Raw genomic sequence first — 16,152 nt, forward strand, 5'->3', positions numbered from 1 at the left:
AGCCATGCGCCCCCTGGACGCGTGGCCCTGACGAAAGCAGACCAATGACACAGCTAATCACCGAAAGCCCGACGTTCGCTGTCACCCGCGAACGTGATGAAGGTGATGCCCGCCGGCAACGGTTGGCACGGTTTCTTCGTGCCCGTCGGGAGCAGCTGAGGCCTCAGGATGTGGGGCTCCCCAGCAGCGCCCGGCGGCGCACTCCCGGGCTCCGCCGCGAGGAGGTTGCTGTCCTCGCCAATGTTGGGGTGACCTGGTACACCTGGCTTGAACAGGGCCGTGACATCGGAGTCTCCTCAGACGTCATCGATGCGATCGGGCAGGCACTGCGGCTCGAAGAGGGAGACTTGGAGCACCTCTACGAGCTCGCCGGGAAACAACAGCCCATCCGGCGCTCCGCTGCCGCCGAAGTCCGGGCAATCATGTCCCGGACCCTGGCCGGGTTTTCGCACTCCCCCGCCTACGCCGTAGACAGGTACTGGAACGTCATAGCAACCAATGAGTTGGCTGAGTATGTTTTCGGGATCAGCCTCGGCTCGAACTGCCTTGAAGCCTTTTTCACCAAACCTGACGTCGCTGCGCACTATCCGCACAGGGAACTGGCCGGCCGCATGATGGCCGCCCAGTTCCATCGGCAAGCTGCGATGTACGCCGGCGACCCGATCTTCGGCATGCTCGCGGACAAAATTGCTGCAGTCTCTCCCGAATTCAAGGAGTACTGGGACAGCTACGTCGTTGGCGTTGAACCTCACGTCGATATCGTCTTCGACCACCAACAGCTTGGACGGCTCACCCTCGAATCTGTCGTCCTCAACCCCGTAGGCGGAAATGACCTCCGCGTCTTCCTGTACCTGCCCAAAGTTGGTTCCGGCACCGCGGAAGCCCTCGCACGCGCTGTCTGACCACCGCCACCAAGGAGATAGCCCTGAGCCACAGCACCAGCCCTGTCCGCGTAGCAGCAGAACGCTGGAGCGCCGCGCCGACCCTACGCAGCGTTACAGTCGGTGAGTTCACAGTGACCTATCTTCCGGACGGGTATGTGCAGTTGGAACCTGACGTTTGGTTCTCTTTGCGGCCGGGCCACACAGCCTACAGAGGGCAGGAGGACATGATCGGGGACGACGGATTCCTCACCGGTTCAATCGGGTCACTGCTCGTTGCCGGCGCCGGAAGGTCGCTCCTTATCGACGCCGGCTTCGGACCCCGCCAGCTGCCCGCGGAACAGTCCCACCCCGCACTGGGCGCCATGCACGGCGGGCAGCTGGGCAGCCACGGTGTCCTGCCGGACCGCCTCGATGCAGTGGCTTTCACCCACCTGCATGAGGACCACACCGGCTGGCTCAACAGCGCCGCGGGGCCGGGTGCGTTGCTGGCCGTCGCACCGAAGTTCGCCGGCGCGTTGGAGCTATCCGCACATCCCGGAAGGACCGGACCGCAGTGGACCCCGGTCAGCGAAGGGGCACAGATAATTCCTGGCGTTACGGCGGTGGCCACTCCGGGCCATACCCGCGGACATATGTCCTACCTGATTAAGGCTCAAGGCGAGCAACTGCTGTGCTTCGGCGACGTGATGCACAGCCCGGTGCAGGTCGGGCAGCCGGAACTGAACTCCTGCTTTGAGGCCGATCCGCAAGAGTCGCTCATCAGCAGAGAACGGGTCCTTGATTTCCTGTCCAGTACCGGAGCGACAGGCGCCGGCATGCATTTCGGAGACGTAGTGTTCGGTCGAGTCGGCACCGGCCCGGACGGGGAACGGCGCTGGGAGCCGGTCCCTTAGCGTAGTGGATCCAACACCACCATAAAGGGACTCTGGATAGGGTGTTCGGACCCCGGCAGGCTGGAAGCATGCCAACAAAAACGCCTACTCCCGCGCTTGCCCTTACCGGCCGCCAGCGACTTATCTTGACCCTACTCCTCGGCGCGCAGTTCATGTTCGCCCTCGACTTCTCCATCGTCACCGTGGCCTTGCCGGCCATGGGCAGGGACCTCGGCATCGCCGACGGTGACCTGCAGTGGATCATCACCCTATTCGCCCTCGCCGCTGCCGGCCTCGTCCTGCTCATGGGACGCATCGGTGATTACTACGGCCGGAAAAAGATGTTCCTTATCGGTATGGTCATCCTCACGATTGCCTCGGCAGTAGGCGGCCTGGCCACCGACCCTTCCGTCCTCTTCGCAGCCCGCATAGGCCAGGGCCTTGCCACGGCGATCACTATGCCGGCAGCCCTGTCCCTGCTGACCACCTCCTTCGAGGAAGGCCCGCTCCGGAACAAGGCCCTCGGACTCAACGGCGCCCTGCTGTCCTTGGGCTTCGCTGTCGGAGCGGTCCTCGGCGGCGTCCTGACCGACCTCTTCGGATGGCGGTTCACCTTCTTCATCAACGTTCCGGTCGGCATCATCATCCTCGCCCTGGCGCCGTTCGCGATCCACGACCTCTCCGCCAGGATCAAGCAAAAACTCGACGTTCCCGGTGCGGTCACCCTCACCCTGGGCCTGCTGGCCCTCGTACTTGGCGTCACCTCGGTCGAACGTGTTGGCTGGTCCTCGCCGTGGACCCTGGGTCTGCTGGTCGCCTGCGCCTTGGCGTTCGTTCTCTTCTGGAACATCGAGGCCCGCTCTTCCCATCCGCTGGCAGCCGTGACCATCCTCAAACGTCCTTCGGTGTTGCTTGGAAACCTGGGCGGGCTGGTGACGTTTTCCATGGAAAGCGGCAAGGTCTTCCTCCTCACGATCTACCTGCAGCGTGTTCTTGAATCCTCTGCATTCGCTACCGGACTGGCCTTCGGTGTTCTCGGCGCCGGCGCATTCACCGGCGGACTTGTTGCAGCCAACATCATCAACAGGATCGGAGCCAAGGCGACCCTGGTCCTCGGGCTAGCACTTCAGGGTGTTTCGACCCTGAGCTTCCTGCTGTTGGGCATGGATGCCGGAATCGGTTTCACTCACATCCTGGCAGCCACTGCCATCGGCGGCTTTGGACACGTGCTGTGCATCGTGGCCTACACCGTCGCTGTTACCTCCGGCCTGCCTGACACCGAACAGGGCCTTGCGACCGGGCTGGCCGGGCAGACCCAGCAGGTGGCATTCACCATCGGCACCCCGATTGTCAGCGCCATTGCCGTGGCGTTCACCACCGGCAACTACGCCGATCCTGCCACGGCCGAGGCAATCCTGGGCGGAGTTCACTTCGGCCTCCTGGTCAACGCGCTGATCATCCTGGCAGCGGCGGCCCTCATACTTCTCTTCCTGCCCGCCAAGAAGGAAGCGCCGGCGGAGCCGGAACTCGCAGCCGCTGAAGCCGTCTAAGAAAACTTCAACAGAAAGCACATTTTCATGAGCCTGACCATCCCCGGCCCGCTTGTCCTGGCCAACGTCGATGACTATCTGGGGCCTTCCACCGCCCGCTTCTTCGGCAGCGGCTACCGCAAAACGACTCCGGCATTACGAAAGCTCTTTATCCGGCACACGCCGGAGGGAGTAAGCCACATGGACGCCCGCGGATCGGTACGGGTCGGGGACCTCTGGTCAATCAAAGGCTCGACGTCACAACAACCGCACCTGGGTACCACTGACGCCATCGTGTTGGCCCTGGAAGCCTCCGAGGCACTCCTGGCCAGCCGCTATGCCCCCTCGATTTTGCCCCTGGTGTACGTCCGCGAACTAACCATCACCGCTGGCGGAGAACCCGTCGAGGACACCCTTGACGACTTCCCCGTTACCGCTCAAACGACCGGCCAATCAACAGACGGGATCATCCACGTCAGCGTCAAGATGGCCTCCATGAAAGCAGTCCTCGCCCTCCACCACCCAATGTGCGTAGCCTCCAAGGCGAATCTGCGCACTGACAACCCTGATGCCCTTGTCGGGGACACGGCACGCAGGATCTACGGCAACATGTACAAAGCCCGCCGCTCAGACATCCGGAACGTTACCGTCGGAACTGGTGCGACGGCCGCCGAAGCGACGCTCGTCGTCACCGGCGGCCAGGAAGATACTCCAGGACTCGGCTTGGAGGCCGGATACCAGCCCGGATTGTCCTTGCTTGAAGGCTTCGTCGCCACCTTGCAACTCGGCCAGGTTCTGCTGTACGAGCTCGACGGCATCACCAGGGCCGACAGTAATACCCTCTGGATGCGTCGGACAGTCATCACAGCTACCGCCCCGCCGGCCAGCATCCTCAACAAGCTTTCCCTCGACGTGCGCCTGCGCCGCCCCAGAACCTTGCCGTTGAACGGCGAGCCATGGCGCTGTGCAGACATCGTCGGGCGGATAGGCGACCACCTCGAGATCACTTGCGACGTGGCGCACCAGCTTCCGGGCTGACCACAAGAACCAACTCCCTCCGTATCTAACGAAAGACGGCACATGAAACTCGCAATCTCCGGCACCTACTCATCCGGCAAGACTTTCACCACTATGGCGTTGGCCCACCTGACTGGCATGCCCCGCAGCGCCGCCAAGACGATGCGCGAGCTTCTTCCCATCTCCGTCCCGGGCAAGACCCTGGAAGAGTGCACCGCGGCGGAAATCCTGATGCTCATCACCCGCCGCAACACGGAACGGGCAGTGAACGAGTCCCACCTCGGCGACACCTTCATCTCCGACGGCTCGTCGCTTCACGAGTGGATCTACGGTACGGTCCGTGTCCTGGTGGGGATCAACCCCAACGACTCCGTCGACCTCGAGACCGTGGAAAAGACCGGCGAACTGGTCTTCTTTGAAGAGGTCATCAACGCGCTCGGCGTGCCAGCCAAGCAGCACGCCCTGGCCAACTACGACGCTTTCGTACACTTGCCCATCGAATTTCCCCTTGTGGCCGACGGACACCGCCCTGTCAATGAGAAATTCCGTGCCCTTGCCGACCAGATGATCCAGGACGAAATCACCAAGCTCGGCATCCCTAACGTCACCATCGGCGGATCAATCCCGGAACGCCTGGAAGGCATCACCGCCCACTACAACCTGCCCCGGGTGATGAGTATCGATGAAGCCATCCAGCGGGCCCAGGAAGAATACGATGCACTGGACGTCCGCAGCGAAAAGGACCGCGAACTTGCCGGCTCTCACTAAACAGAAGCCGGATGCGGTTGTCCTCCAGGGCCTGGGCGGCTACGTCCCGGCAGGTATCGTCACCAACCGGGACCTGGAGAGTCGCCTGGACACCACCGATGAGTGGATCCGCACCCGCACAGGCATAAGGACCCGACGGGTGGCCGCCGAAGGGGAGGCAACCAGCGATATGGCTACCGAAGCGGGACGACGGGCTCTCGCTTCAGCAGGGAATCCGGACATTGATCTGGTCATCCTGGCAACAACCACCCCGGATCATCCCTGCCCTGCGACCGCACCGGCGGTAGCCAGCAGACTTGGGCTGGCAGCTGTAGCGGCCTTCGATCTGGGAGCGGTCTGTTCGGGGTTTATATACGCCCTCGCGCAGGCCAATGCCTCCGTCCTGTCCGGCCAGAACCGGAACGTACTGGTTATCGGGGCGGATACGTTCAGCGCCATCACCAACCCTGAAGACCGCAACACTGCCATCATTTTCGGGGACGGCGCGGGAGCGGTCGTTGTCGGGGCCGGCGAAGAAGGTCAGCCAGGACAGCTTTCCGCCTTTGACCTGCATTCAGACGGCACCTGCCAGGACCTGATCAAGGTCACGGCAGGAGGATCCCGGATGCCCGTGAATGCCGGAACCCTGGACGCCGACCGGTTCTTCACAATGCAGGGCAAAGAAGTGTTTGCCAAGGCTGTCGAGGCGATGGCAGGCTCATCCCGAACCGCCCTCGCAGACAGTGGATGGAACGCTGAAGACGTTGACTGGCTCGTCGCCCACCAGGCGAACCATCGCATTCTCAACCGGGTTGGCGCCGTTCTCGGCATCCCGTCAGAACGGGCAGTTCTGCACCTGGACCGCGTCGGAAACACCTCCGCAGCCTCCATTCCGCTGGCCCTCGCAGACTCCGCGACCAGGTTCAGCAAGGGCGACAAAATGCTGCTCACCGCCTTCGGCGGCGGCACCACCTGGGGCGCGGCGACACTGTCGTGGCCCGGAATCACTGTGACAGATCCACAACAGAACCTTTCTGAAAGGACAACACCATGTCCCAGCCTGCAACCCTCGTAAACGCCGAGGAACTCGTCGAGTTAATCCGTTCCGCCGCACCGGAAATCATTGGTGACGCCAATGCCGGAACCAGTTTCGATGAAATGGAAGTGGATTCGCTCTCCCTCGTCGAGATCGCCGTGATGATCAGTCAGAAATACGGATTTACACTCCATGATTGGGAAATCGCCGAAGCCGGGTCGTTCGCCGCCCTCAGCGATATTGTCAGCGCCCGGCGGGCGCCGGAGGGCACGCTCTGACTCCAGTACAAGGGGCGGCAGCCTATTTTGATGTCGATGGCACCCTGACCCCGCTCACCACCATGTTTGAACTCCTGCTCTTCGATGCCGCTGAACAAGAACGCCTCGAAGACGGGTTGGATTTCCTCGCCGCACTGCGCAGGCTAAAAAGCTTTGGCGCGCCACGGGAGCAGACCAACCGGGAGTACTTCCGGTGGTGGGCGGGCCGGGATGTGGAAGAGACATCAGAACTGGGCAAGCGATGGTTTTCGCGGGCACTCGAAGATCATGGCAGCCGCCTGGTGTTCGAGGAGATGCGTCACCGACTGGAGCTCCACCGGGGGCGGGGTGACCGGCTTGTGCTGGTCAGCGGGTCGTTCGCCCCGGCCCTTCTGCCACTGGCCACCCATATCCAGGCCGAAGACATTTTGACCACCGATCTGGTGGTCGAAGCAGGCAAGTACACAGGAGAAATACACACCCCGATGATCGGTCAGGGAAAAGCAGCAGCCGTAAGGGCGCATGCGGTCAGCGGTTCAGTACGCCTGGACCTTTCCCATGCCTATGGGGACGACATTTCGGATGTGCCGTTCATGGAGCTCACCGGCTGCCCGATCGCTGTGAACAGCACGAACACAGCGCTTGGTCTGCACTCACTACTCGCCGGATGGCGGCAGCTAGACACATGTAAGGAAGCAATTTGAAAATCGCGATTACGGGCGCGCACGGCGTCGGCAAGACGACACTCACAAAGGCACTGGAAGCAGCAACGGGGCTGGTAGCCCCGGTACCGACGCCCATGCATAACCCCGCTCGTGGCCAGCTGAAGTCTCTGCAGGAATGCACCAACGAAGAGGTCCTTCACCTGACCCAGCGGCGATACACTGAGCGCATTGTTCAGGAACAGAGCGTACAGGACGTGATCTCCGACGGTTCAGTCCTCCACGAGTGGGTTTACGCCTCAGTGCGACTCAGACTTGGCATCTTCCCGACCGAGGGCGAGGACCCGGCACCGTCACCGGCAGCCCAAGTTCAGCTCAACCTGATTGATGCCTTTGCAGAAGAGGCGCTCGACTACATCGAGGCCACCTACGACGAGATATTCTTCCTCCCTGTTGAATTCCCGCTTCCCCTGAAGGGGGCACCAATCAGCGACCGGTTCCAAAACGAGGCCCACCTGCGGCTGTACGAACTGCTGTCGATGGGACGCAGGCCAGTCCATATTCTGCGTGGCACCGTTCAGGACCGTCTCGACACGGCATTGGCCGTTCTGGGACCGGCAGGCCATGGACTTGCAGTATCAAGCTCCAGCACACAAAAAAGTGGGTAAGGCTCCAGGTCTGACGATGCCGATGCCTGGACCAGAGAAGACGGGCAGCGCCAAGACTGCTACCTGCGACGCGCCGATGACCCTAATGGGCCTACGCGGAAGAGTAAACATCGAGACCGCCGCAGCTGCGGCGGACGCTGCCGGAATCATCATGGAGAACGCCATGATCCACTGCCGCACGGTGGCGGGCCCGGGCCCTCGTCCGTGACCGTGCCTGGCGGCGGTAAATTGGAGGCATGACTCTCCCCCACCCCGCGCTGCGGCGCGCCCAGGCAGTGGCCGCCGCTGCCGCCGTCGTGTTTTCTGCGACAGCCTGCACTCCGCGGGTGTCCATCGAGGATGCCGACGTCCCGGCGTGGCAGGAAACGGCGCTGCCTTCCCCCAGCGCGGGCACCGAAGACCCAGCGGTTGAACAGTCCGGCCGGCTCTCGGACGCTGAACCCTCGGTCTCCACGACGGATGTTCCCGCCGGTTCCTACTCGCTGACCCTGGTGTGCGAGGGCGGTGGCAAAACCTTCCTGGCCGTCCGCGCCGCCGGCAAAGAGCTCCTGGACCTGGGTGCCGCGTGCTACGGCTCCCGCGAAACTGCCAGGCTTGCAGTTCCCGGAGGTCGCTTGGAATTCAGCGTCTCCAGCGTTGACGCACCGGTCCTTTATGCCTACCGGCTGGTTTCCGCAGGCTAAGCTCTGCGTGTGGCTTCTTGGGGGAATGTTCGACGGCGGAAGGCGCCTTTTCGCCGGCACTTTCGTAGCGCGGTGGTATTGGGGCTGGGCTGTTTATTGGCGCCGGGGGTGGTTGGCTGCGAATACGCCCCGCTCGAACCGGCGCCCACCACGACACCTGCACCCACGCCGCCGGTATTCGCCGAACGGTCACGGGAGGAGCAGCTGGCCTTCGACGCCCGCTTTGACGAATTGAAGGCTGACGTAGATCAGCAGCTCGCTACTCTCCCAGCCCCTGGCGCCGGGGGAGCGACCGGCGGCATGCCTGCCAAGGGAATGGTCCGGTCTATGGTCCGCGTCGACGAGCCGGGACAGTATGGCCTGGTTGTTGCATGCAGTCCGAATGGACAGGTCAGCATGGATGTCTCCCAGGACACCGGTTCCGAATCAATAAGCACCGGAATGTTCTTTGTGACTTGTGGCGAACCCACAACCTTCCTGGTTGATCTGCTTCCGGGCCAAGTGACCGTAAGCCTGACGCGGGACGATCCGGATTTCGCCGTTGGTGGGGCAAGATTGTTCAAGGCTGAGCCGGAGAGCGCCGCAACGAACGGCTCGCCCTTACCTCAGCCTGGCGTCCCCATTCCCCTCACGCCGCCCACTTCCGCCACTGCGGATGACCCCGCCTCTGGTCTACCGGGCTTGTCCCCTGATGCCACACGTTAGCTCTGTCCATGACTTTCGGGGAAATGTTCGACGGCGGGAGGCACCACTGCGGGGGCGCTCCGTAGTTGCGCGGATGATGGGGATGGCCTTGCTTTTTGTTGGCAGGGTTGGCAGGCTGCGAGTACGCCGATCTTGAACCACTGCCCGGCAACACGCCCACGTCCACTGGGGAACCGGTCAATTCCAGGGAATCACGGCTGGCCCTCGAAGCGAAGAAGGCGGAGCTGACAGCAGCCGTGGAAGCTCAGCTGGGACCGATGGGGAAGAGGTCCTTGCCGGAAGCATGGGCGGCATGAGCATGTGGCCACAATGATCAACGTCGAATGCGGCCAGGCCACCGAAACGCTGATTGACCTGGTCCAGGGGCCAGCGACCATCACTTTGCAGCCCATCGAATCACCGTATGCAGTCGGCGGAATCCGGCTTCTGAAAGTTCCATTTGAGCCGGAGGGGACGGCAGAATTCCCTGGTCCGGCCACCGCACATCTGCCTCCGGCTTCCGGTTGACGCCACCGCCCATAACTGCCTCTGGTTTCGGACCTTTGCCGGGCATACAGTCTAGATATGCCGTCTGTGAAGGCGCGGTGGAGCGGTCCTTGGCGGGCCAAAGCAGGCCCGCCGGAACGGACACGCGTGGCACCCGGCCGGCCAACCGCCGTCGTACTCGCTTTGGTCCTTTCGCTGCCTATGGCGGCCGGCTGTGAATACACCTACGAGGACGCCTGGTCCCCGCCGGAAGTGGCAGCTACAACTGCTCCGGCCATAGTGGAGCCGCACGTCCGGCGTCAGGGCCCGCCTGCAGTGGCAGCGGAGCAAATGCAGGCCTGGGCACAGGACATCATGCCGGAGGCTTCAGGAGAGGTGGTATACCGCAGCCTTACCCGGCTTGAAGAAGACGAGGAGCGTTGGGAGGACACCGGCCTGCTGGTCCCGGGAACATATTCGCTGACGCTGGCCTGCCGGAGCGTGCGAAGGGTGGATTTCCTGGTCCGGAACGGGGAGTCCGTCCTGATCGACCTCAGGCTGCTGTGCGGTCCGGCGCGGGTCAATGTTATCCAGCTGCCCGCGGAAGCCGTGTTGTCGCTGCGCGTCCATGCTGATGACGACGCGAACGTCGCTTACCGGATAATCCTGCTTTAGCCTGCTGCTTATACCCGACCGGCTGCATGTACCCGGCCGATGAAGGCCGGCGCGTCACGCGCGGCGTGGCTGCGTGGACGTCCAGCCTTGGGCGTGCAGTTTCTCGATCCCGTCCAGCAGGAGGTCGAGCGCGAACTCGAATTCAAACTGGTCGTCACAGCCATGCCCCACCACGCCATCCTGGTCGTGCGCAGAAGCCATAGCCACCTTCGTGACGTTCGGGTAACGCTCGGCCATCTGGCGGAGCATTGCCTGCTTCATCGCCTGGTGGGCCTCGTTGTCAGGTCCCTCGACGTCAGAGTTTTGCCCGGGTTGGTTCGCTTGGTCCGATTGATCGGCGTTCTCCGCCGGCTCGTCAAACAGCTCTTGGGTGAATCCCCACATGCGGCTGCCTATGGCGTGCATAACGTGATGGGTCAGGTCAATGGAGAAGCCCCTGTCGAGGAACATGCCGATGAAGGAGTCCATGTAGCCAAGCACGCCCGGCGTGGGGTTGGTCCGGGTCTCGAGGACCTGCCTGGCCCACGGATGCCGCTGAAGCACCCTCCTGGCCGAGAGAATCCGCTGCCGGACGGCATCCTTCCACTCCGTCTGGCTGGCCGGGGGATCAATTTCACTGACGATGACATCCACCATGCCGTCCAGAAGTTCTTCCTTGCCGGCTATGTGCTTGTAAAGCGCCATCGGTACCACCTGGAGTTCCTGGGCCAGCCTGCGCATGCTCAGCACGCCTATTCCCAGTTCATCAGCCAAGGTGACAGCAGTCCGGAGCACCCTCTCCCGGTTAAGGCGGGCGCGTGGCACGCCTTGAGCATTTAGACCCATGTGGACCGCCTTCCTGATAGGAGTAACTAAACCCTTGACTAGTGTACGCCGTACACCTAGGGTGATTCATAGGTGTACGCCGTACACCTTGTGTTGTCAGCCCTTCCCGCATTCCGCACCACTGCCGGGACCTACACGACCAGGACATCAGTGAACGCCACCAGACAAACAGCCCCGGCCGGGCCGGCCCGGCGAACTACAGCGCGCCGCCGGCCCGTGTGGCTTGTGCCCACCGGCTTGATCCTTCTCAGCCTCATCCCGGTGCTTGCGGGGGCCGCCCGGCTCACCGAGTTATCCGGCGGAGCTGCCATCACGGACCGCAACGCCCGGTTCTTCGAGTCCCCTGTCCCGGTGTTGATCCACATCGTGAGCGTTACCGTGTATTCGCTGCTGGGCGCTTTCCAGTTCGTCCCTTCCCTTCGCCGGCGCCGCTGGCACCGTATCGCCGGACGTATCCTCCTGCCAGCCGGCCTGCTCGCCGCCCTTAGCGGTTTGTGGATGGCAGTCTTCTATGTGCTGCCACCCAGCGACGGGCAGCTCCTCCTCGTCCTTCGGCTCTTCTTCGGATCCGCGATGGTGATGAGCCTGGTTTTGGGACTCTACGCAGTAATTCGTGGCGACTTCGTCCAGCATGGGGCGTGGATGACCCGGGCCTATGCCATCGGTGTCGGCGCCGGTACCCAGGCCCTGATCCTGATCGTGCCGGAGCTGCTTTCCAGCCCGCCGGACGTGACGATGAGGGCTTTGCTGATGGGAGCAGCATGGGTGATAAACCTCGCCGTGGCGGAGTACTTCATCCGGCGACGGCATCTAAGGTGATGCTGGCCCCTATGGCGGAGGGGTTTATCGCGCCCCGCTTTCGAATGCGCCCTAGGCAGCGCAGCCTTCGGGACAGCGGAGCGTCTCAGGGCTGGCAGCGCATTCGGCACAGTACAACGTGAGGTTGCGGCAGCTCGGATTGGAGCAGTTCTCGAACTTGCTGGTGGGCGCGGCGCAGCGAACGCATTCGCCGATCACCTTTGCCTCATCGCTGAACTCCAGGTGCATCCGCTTGTCGAACACATACAGCGAGCCTTCCCAAAGGCCCTTGTCCCGGAAGGTTTCGCCGTAGCGGACGATGCCGCCGTCCAGCTGATAGACCTCTTTAAAGCCCCGGTTTACCATCAGGCTGGACAGGACTTCGCAGCGGATCCCGCCCGTGCAGTAGGTGACAACCGGCTTGTCCTTGAGGTCGTCGTACTTGCCGGACTCCAGCTCTTTTATGAAGTCATGCGTGGTGGCGACGTCCGGCACTATCGCGTCCTTGAACCGGCCGATCTGCGCTTCGAAAGCATTGCGGCCATCGAAAAACACCACTTCCTCGCCACCCTGCTTCCTGGCTTCCACCAGTTCGTGGAGTTCTTCGGGCTGCAGGTGTTTGCCGCCGCCCACGACCCCGCTGGAGTCAACGGTGAGTTCACCTGGCGCCCCGAAGGAGACGATCTCATCCCGGACCTTGACGCTCAGCCGCGGGAAGTCCTCCGCGCCGCCGTCGGACCATTTCACGTCAATCCCCCGGAAACCGGAATGCTCACGGGTGGTTTTGACGTACTCCTTTACCGCCCGGATTTCGCCGCCGACAGTTGCGTTGATGCCGTCCTTGGAGATCAGGATGCGGCCGCGCAGGCCAAGCTTCTCGCACAGGGCGCGCTGCCAGAGACGTACGGCATCCGGGTCGGCCAGCGGGGTAAATCCGTAAAAGAGCACAATCTTGTTCACGTATTCAAGGGTACTTTGGTCACATCTGATCACAATTCCATAAGCAAGGTGCATTCTTCCCCTCCGCCCCTGTTGCTCGCCGGGCGGCTGCAATACCCTCGACTCATGACTCCCGAAACCATGGTTGAAGATGTGGCTCACCTTTTGGAGGTCTGGGTAGCCGGCTGGGCCGGCTGCCGCGGATATCAAGTTTCCACTGAGGGCCGTTTCCCGGCTGCGCTGCGGCACGACTCCACGCAGGATTGGGAATACTTTGCCCACGACCCCTCGGACCCCGAGTTCGCGGAGTTGGCAGCAAAAACCGCTGAGACACCGACGCGGGTTCTGACGGTGCTGACCAACGACGTGGCCCGGTACAGCTTCCTTGCCCAGGAACACGGGCTGAAGATGACCTCTGCTTCGCAAACCATGATGATCGTGGACATGTCCACCCAGGATGCGGAAGACCCCTGGCTTGCCGACGACGACCTCACCCTGGAAACAGCCGAAGCCGAGGGCGTCCATCACGCCATCGTGCGCTCGGGGAGCCTGGTGGCAGCCAGCGGGCAAATGTTCGTGGTCGACGGGACCGTGGTGTTCGACAAGATCGTTACGGAGCCCACCTTCCAGCGCCGCGGCCTGGGCAGCCTCATCATGAAGGCCCTCGCAGCCCAGGCCCTGACCAAGGACGTGGAGGAAGGCCTGCTCCTGGCCTCCCTGGACGGGCAGAAGCTGTACTCGCACCTGGGCTGGGACAAGGTGTGCCAGGTCCTCATGATGTCCGTTTCGGATGCACCGGCCGGGGCCGACCTCTCGGTTGCCTGACTCCGGTCCTGGCACACCGATACGTCGGCCAGGGCGCCCGGATGAAAGAATGTTGGGGTGAACCCCCATGACTCGCTGATTCCCCTGCTGGGCCGCGGCCCGGATCCGGAGCAGCTCCGTCATGTCCATGTCATCCCGGCCCGCCAGGCCATCCACGCGCCCTGGCCCGAGTGGGCGCATCCTGACGTGGTGGACGCCTACCGTTCGCTGGGAATCCAGGAGCCCTACCGGCACCAGATCGAAGCTGCTCGGCTGGCCCACTCCGGTGAACATGTAGTGATCGCTACCGGAACGGCATCAGGAAAGTCCCTGGCCTACCAACTGCCCGCGCTCGACGCCATCCACCGCTCCGAACTTCGCGTCCTCTCCGAACCGGGCAAAATCCACGAAGACGGCGCCGCTACCTTGTACCTGTCCCCTACCAAAGCGCTGGCGGCGGACCAGCTCGCGGCAATCCGAGCCTTGAAGCTGCCCACCGTCCGCGCAGAAACGTACGACGGTGACACCGACCCCGCATCCCGCCGTTGGATCCGCGACCACGCAAACTTCATCCTGGCCAATCCGGACATGCTCCACTTCGGGATCCTGCCCAACCACGCCTGGTGGGCCAGCTTCTTCCGCCGGCTCCGCTACGTCATCATCGACGAGGCCCACAGCTACCGTGGCGTTTTCGGCTCCCACGTTGCCAATCTCATGCGCCGGCTGCGCCGGATTTGTGCCTATTACGGGGCCGGCCAGTCCCTGCCGGAGCCGGTGTTCATCGCAGCCTCTGCAACAGCGGCTGAGCCCGGGAAATCCTTCGGCCGGCTCATCGGTGCGCCAGTCCGGGCGGTCGCGGAGGACACGTCACCCCACGGTTCCACCACTGTGGCCCTGTGGGAACCGGCCCTGCTGGAACTCAAGGGCGAAAACGGCGCTCCCGCCCGCCGAACCGCCATCGCCGAAACAGCAGATCTATTGGCCAACCTTGTGTCAGCCCGGATCAGGACCATCGCTTTCATCAAGTCCCGCCGCGGTGCGGAGACCATTTCCAGCATCACCCGGCGTCTCCTGGACGAGGTGGATCCCAGCCTTCCACAACGTATTGCCGCCTACCGCTCCGGTTATCTGCCAGAGGAACGCCGCGAACTGGAGCGTGCCCTGCGTTCAGGTGAGCTGCTCGGAGTTTCCAGCACCTCGGCCCTGGAGCTGGGTATAGATATCTCCGGCCTGGACGCGGTCCTCGTGGCAGGCTGGCCGGGTACCCGGGCATCACTTTTTCAGCAAATCGGCCGGGCAGGACGGGCCGGGCAAGACGCCATTGCCGCCTTTGTTGCCAGCGACGACCCCCTGGATACCTACCTGGTGAACCATCCCGAGGCCATCTTCGATGTCTCTGTTGAGGCCACGGTTTTCGACCCCGGCAACCCCTACGTGCTGGGCCCGCACCTCTGCGCGGCCGCCGCCGAGCTGCCGCTGGGTGCCGGTGAACTGGAACTGTTCGGGCCCACGGCCGAACGTCTGCTGAACCAGTTGGTAGCCCAAGGCTATCTGCGGCGCAGGCCTGCAGGCTGGTTCTGGACCCACCCGCAAAACGCCGCCGGGATGGTCAGCCTTAGGGGGGACGGCGGCGGCCCGGTCAACATCATTGATGCGGATACAGGCTCGGTTCTGGGCACCATGGATTCGCCACAGACCCATTACCAGGCCCACGCAGGTGCAGTGTATGTGCACCAGGGCGACACGTACGTGGTGGAGGAACTTAACGAGCAGGACCACTGCGTTGTGGCGCGGCGGGCTAACCCGGATTACTACACAACGGCACGGGACGTCACCCAGATTGAGGTGCTGGATACGCTGAGGACGGCGCAGTGGGGCGACATCAGCGTTCATTTTGGCGACGTCCGGGTGACCACGCAGGTTGTTTCCTTTCAACGCAAGGCACTGGTCTCCAACGAGGTCCTGGGAGAGGAACCCCTGCAACTGGGCGCTCGCGACCTTTTTACCAAGGCCGTCTGGTTTGTGGTGGACAACAGGTCCCTCACCGGTGCTGGCCTGATTGAAGCGCAGTTTTCTGGCGCCCTCCATGCGGCCGAACACGCTGCAATCGGTTTGCTGCCGCTGGTGGCTTCCAGCGACCGTTGGGACATTGGCGGTGTCTCAACAGCCCTGCATGCCGATACAGGCGTGCCCACGATCTTCGTGTACGACGGCCACCCGGGCGGTGCAGGGTTCGCTGAACGCGGCTTCGACAAGGCCCGGACGTGGCTGGCCGCCACCCGTGATGCCATCAAAGCCTGTGAGTGCGAGTCCGGTTGCCCGTCCTGCGTGCAGTCGCCCAAATGCGGCAACAAGAACAACCCCCTGGACAAAGACGCCGCCGTGACTCTTCTCGATGTCCTTTTGCGTGACGCGAGGGACGCGGGGCCGGCCGACACCAGTACTGGTGGTCGCGGTCCTGCCGATTCAGATCCTGGCGAAGCCGGTCCAGCCAGCAGGAGTTGGGTTGCCGACGCCGGCGCGGCTACCGGAGTGCCTGCCACATACGCGCCTCCAGGGAGCTAGCGCGGGCACCGGCTCGAAGAG

18 protein-coding genes are annotated in these 16,152 nt (G+C 63.0%); 16 read left to right on the forward strand and 2 right to left on the reverse strand.

All coding sequences use genetic code 11. From position 1 onward, the window contains the following. The first annotated feature begins 44 nt into the window (after positions 1-44). The 13 genes from ACWA13_RS14640 to ACWA13_RS14700 all read left to right on the forward strand — a co-directional run bounded on the left by ACWA13_RS14640 (position 45) and on the right by ACWA13_RS14700 (position 10,200). A complete protein-coding gene (locus ACWA13_RS14640) occupies positions 45-902 on the forward strand; it encodes a helix-turn-helix transcriptional regulator (RefSeq protein WP_463934903.1) in 858 nt (285 codons plus the stop codon). A 206-nt stretch (positions 903-1,108) separates the two neighbouring features. After that, positions 1,109-1,777 (forward strand): MBL fold metallo-hydrolase, encoded by a 669-nt coding sequence (locus tag ACWA13_RS14645; RefSeq protein ID WP_463934904.1) that lies wholly within the window; start codon positions 1,109-1,111, stop codon positions 1,775-1,777. Positions 1,778-1,845: 68 nt separating this feature from the next. Continuing rightward, positions 1,846-3,306 (forward strand): MFS transporter, encoded by a 1,461-nt coding sequence (locus ACWA13_RS14650; RefSeq protein ID WP_463934905.1) that lies wholly within the window; start codon positions 1,846-1,848, stop codon positions 3,304-3,306. 27 nt (positions 3,307-3,333) lie between these two features. Continuing rightward, positions 3,334-4,323 carry an AvrD family protein gene (locus ACWA13_RS14655; protein ID WP_463934906.1) on the forward strand — a complete coding sequence of 330 codons (990 nt, stop codon included), beginning with the start codon at positions 3,334-3,336 and terminating at the stop codon, positions 4,321-4,323. A gap of 42 nt (positions 4,324-4,365) precedes the next feature. Then, the gene (locus ACWA13_RS14660) at positions 4,366-5,070 is read left to right on the forward strand and encodes an AAA family ATPase (protein ID WP_463934907.1); all 705 of its coding nucleotides are present in this window, start codon (positions 4,366-4,368) and stop codon (positions 5,068-5,070) included. Continuing rightward, positions 5,054-6,124 carry a beta-ketoacyl-ACP synthase 3 gene (locus ACWA13_RS14665; RefSeq protein ID WP_463934908.1) on the forward strand — a complete coding sequence of 357 codons (1,071 nt, stop codon included), beginning with the start codon at positions 5,054-5,056 and terminating at the stop codon, positions 6,122-6,124. The genes ACWA13_RS14660 and ACWA13_RS14665 overlap by 17 nt, the downstream gene beginning before the upstream one ends. Next, entirely contained in the window at positions 6,100-6,363 is a 264-nt protein-coding gene (locus ACWA13_RS14670; protein WP_463934909.1) for an acyl carrier protein, read from the forward strand. Before ACWA13_RS14665 ends, ACWA13_RS14670 begins: the two co-directional genes overlap by 25 nt. Next, positions 6,282-7,046: an HAD family hydrolase gene (locus ACWA13_RS14675; protein WP_463934910.1), complete on the forward strand. Its 765-nt coding sequence runs from the start codon at positions 6,282-6,284 to the stop codon at positions 7,044-7,046. The genes ACWA13_RS14670 and ACWA13_RS14675 overlap by 82 nt, the downstream gene beginning before the upstream one ends. Then, positions 7,043-7,672 carry an AAA family ATPase gene (locus tag ACWA13_RS14680; RefSeq protein WP_463934911.1) on the forward strand — a complete coding sequence of 210 codons (630 nt, stop codon included), beginning with the start codon at positions 7,043-7,045 and terminating at the stop codon, positions 7,670-7,672. Before ACWA13_RS14675 ends, ACWA13_RS14680 begins: the two co-directional genes overlap by 4 nt. Positions 7,673-7,694: 22 nt before the next feature. Next, positions 7,695-7,880 (forward strand): hypothetical protein, encoded by a 186-nt coding sequence (locus ACWA13_RS14685; protein WP_463934912.1) that lies wholly within the window; start codon positions 7,695-7,697, stop codon positions 7,878-7,880. 28 nt (positions 7,881-7,908) lie between these two features. Continuing rightward, positions 7,909-8,355, forward strand: coding sequence for a hypothetical protein (locus ACWA13_RS14690; RefSeq protein ID WP_463934913.1), 447 nt, complete (start codon positions 7,909-7,911; stop codon positions 8,353-8,355). A gap of 108 nt (positions 8,356-8,463) precedes the next feature. After that, positions 8,464-9,060, forward strand: a complete 597-nt coding sequence (locus tag ACWA13_RS14695) for a hypothetical protein (protein ID WP_463934914.1) — start codon at positions 8,464-8,466, stop codon at positions 9,058-9,060. Between the two features lie 564 nt (positions 9,061-9,624). After that, positions 9,625-10,200 (forward strand): hypothetical protein, encoded by a 576-nt coding sequence (locus ACWA13_RS14700; RefSeq protein WP_463934915.1) that lies wholly within the window; start codon positions 9,625-9,627, stop codon positions 10,198-10,200. A 54-nt stretch (positions 10,201-10,254) separates the two neighbouring features. Here the strand turns inward: ACWA13_RS14700 and ACWA13_RS14705 are convergent, their stop codons facing one another. Next, positions 10,255-11,025, reverse strand: coding sequence for a TetR/AcrR family transcriptional regulator (locus ACWA13_RS14705; RefSeq protein ID WP_463934916.1), 771 nt, complete (start codon positions 11,023-11,025; stop codon positions 10,255-10,257). A 150-nt stretch (positions 11,026-11,175) separates the two neighbouring features. On the opposite strand from ACWA13_RS14705, the gene ACWA13_RS14710 reads away from it, so the two are divergent. Then, positions 11,176-11,844 carry a DUF2306 domain-containing protein gene (locus tag ACWA13_RS14710; protein ID WP_463934917.1) on the forward strand — a complete coding sequence of 223 codons (669 nt, stop codon included), beginning with the start codon at positions 11,176-11,178 and terminating at the stop codon, positions 11,842-11,844. Between the two features lie 51 nt (positions 11,845-11,895). Here the strand turns inward: ACWA13_RS14710 and trhO are convergent, their stop codons facing one another. Then, positions 11,896-12,837, reverse strand: a complete 942-nt coding sequence (gene trhO / locus ACWA13_RS14715) for an oxygen-dependent tRNA uridine(34) hydroxylase TrhO (RefSeq protein WP_463934918.1) — start codon at positions 12,835-12,837, stop codon at positions 11,896-11,898. 51 nt (positions 12,838-12,888) lie between these two features. Here trhO and ACWA13_RS14720 point away from each other — a divergent pair, with 51 nt between their 5' ends. Both ACWA13_RS14720 and ACWA13_RS14725 read left to right on the forward strand, forming a co-directional pair. Continuing rightward, the gene (locus tag ACWA13_RS14720; RefSeq protein ID WP_463934919.1) at positions 12,889-13,587 is read left to right on the forward strand and encodes a GNAT family N-acetyltransferase; all 699 of its coding nucleotides are present in this window, start codon (positions 12,889-12,891) and stop codon (positions 13,585-13,587) included. Between the two features lie 57 nt (positions 13,588-13,644). After that, positions 13,645-16,131, forward strand: coding sequence for a DEAD/DEAH box helicase (locus ACWA13_RS14725; RefSeq protein ID WP_463934920.1), 2,487 nt, complete (start codon positions 13,645-13,647; stop codon positions 16,129-16,131). Positions 16,132-16,152: the final 21 nt, after the last annotated feature.

The sequence above is a fragment of the Pseudarthrobacter sp. TRD_SC_9 genome (assembly GCF_055361265.1).

Coding starts and splice junctions, on each gene's coding strand:
- ACWA13_RS14655 (WP_463934906.1), top strand. CDS start 3,334: ATGAGCCTGACCATCCCCGGCCCGCTTGTCCTGGCCAACGTCGATGAC.
- ACWA13_RS14690 (WP_463934913.1), top strand. CDS start 7,909: ATGACTCTCCCCCACCCCGCGCTGCGGCGCGCCCAGGCAGTGGCCGCC.
- ACWA13_RS14645 (WP_463934904.1), top strand. CDS start 1,109: ATGATCGGGGACGACGGATTCCTCACCGGTTCAATCGGGTCACTGCTC.
- trhO (WP_463934918.1), bottom strand. CDS start 12,837: ATGCACCTTGCTTATGGAATTGTGATCAGATGTGACCAAAGTACCCTT.
- ACWA13_RS14670 (WP_463934909.1), top strand. CDS start 6,100: ATGTCCCAGCCTGCAACCCTCGTAAACGCCGAGGAACTCGTCGAGTTA.
- ACWA13_RS14660 (WP_463934907.1), top strand. CDS start 4,366: ATGAAACTCGCAATCTCCGGCACCTACTCATCCGGCAAGACTTTCACC.
- ACWA13_RS14700 (WP_463934915.1), top strand. CDS start 9,625: ATGCCGTCTGTGAAGGCGCGGTGGAGCGGTCCTTGGCGGGCCAAAGCA.
- ACWA13_RS14705 (WP_463934916.1), bottom strand. CDS start 11,025: ATGGGTCTAAATGCTCAAGGCGTGCCACGCGCCCGCCTTAACCGGGAG.
- ACWA13_RS14640 (WP_463934903.1), top strand. CDS start 45: ATGACACAGCTAATCACCGAAAGCCCGACGTTCGCTGTCACCCGCGAA.
- ACWA13_RS14685 (WP_463934912.1), top strand. CDS start 7,695: ATGCCTGGACCAGAGAAGACGGGCAGCGCCAAGACTGCTACCTGCGAC.
- ACWA13_RS14720 (WP_463934919.1), top strand. CDS start 12,889: ATGACTCCCGAAACCATGGTTGAAGATGTGGCTCACCTTTTGGAGGTC.
- ACWA13_RS14650 (WP_463934905.1), top strand. CDS start 1,846: ATGCCAACAAAAACGCCTACTCCCGCGCTTGCCCTTACCGGCCGCCAG.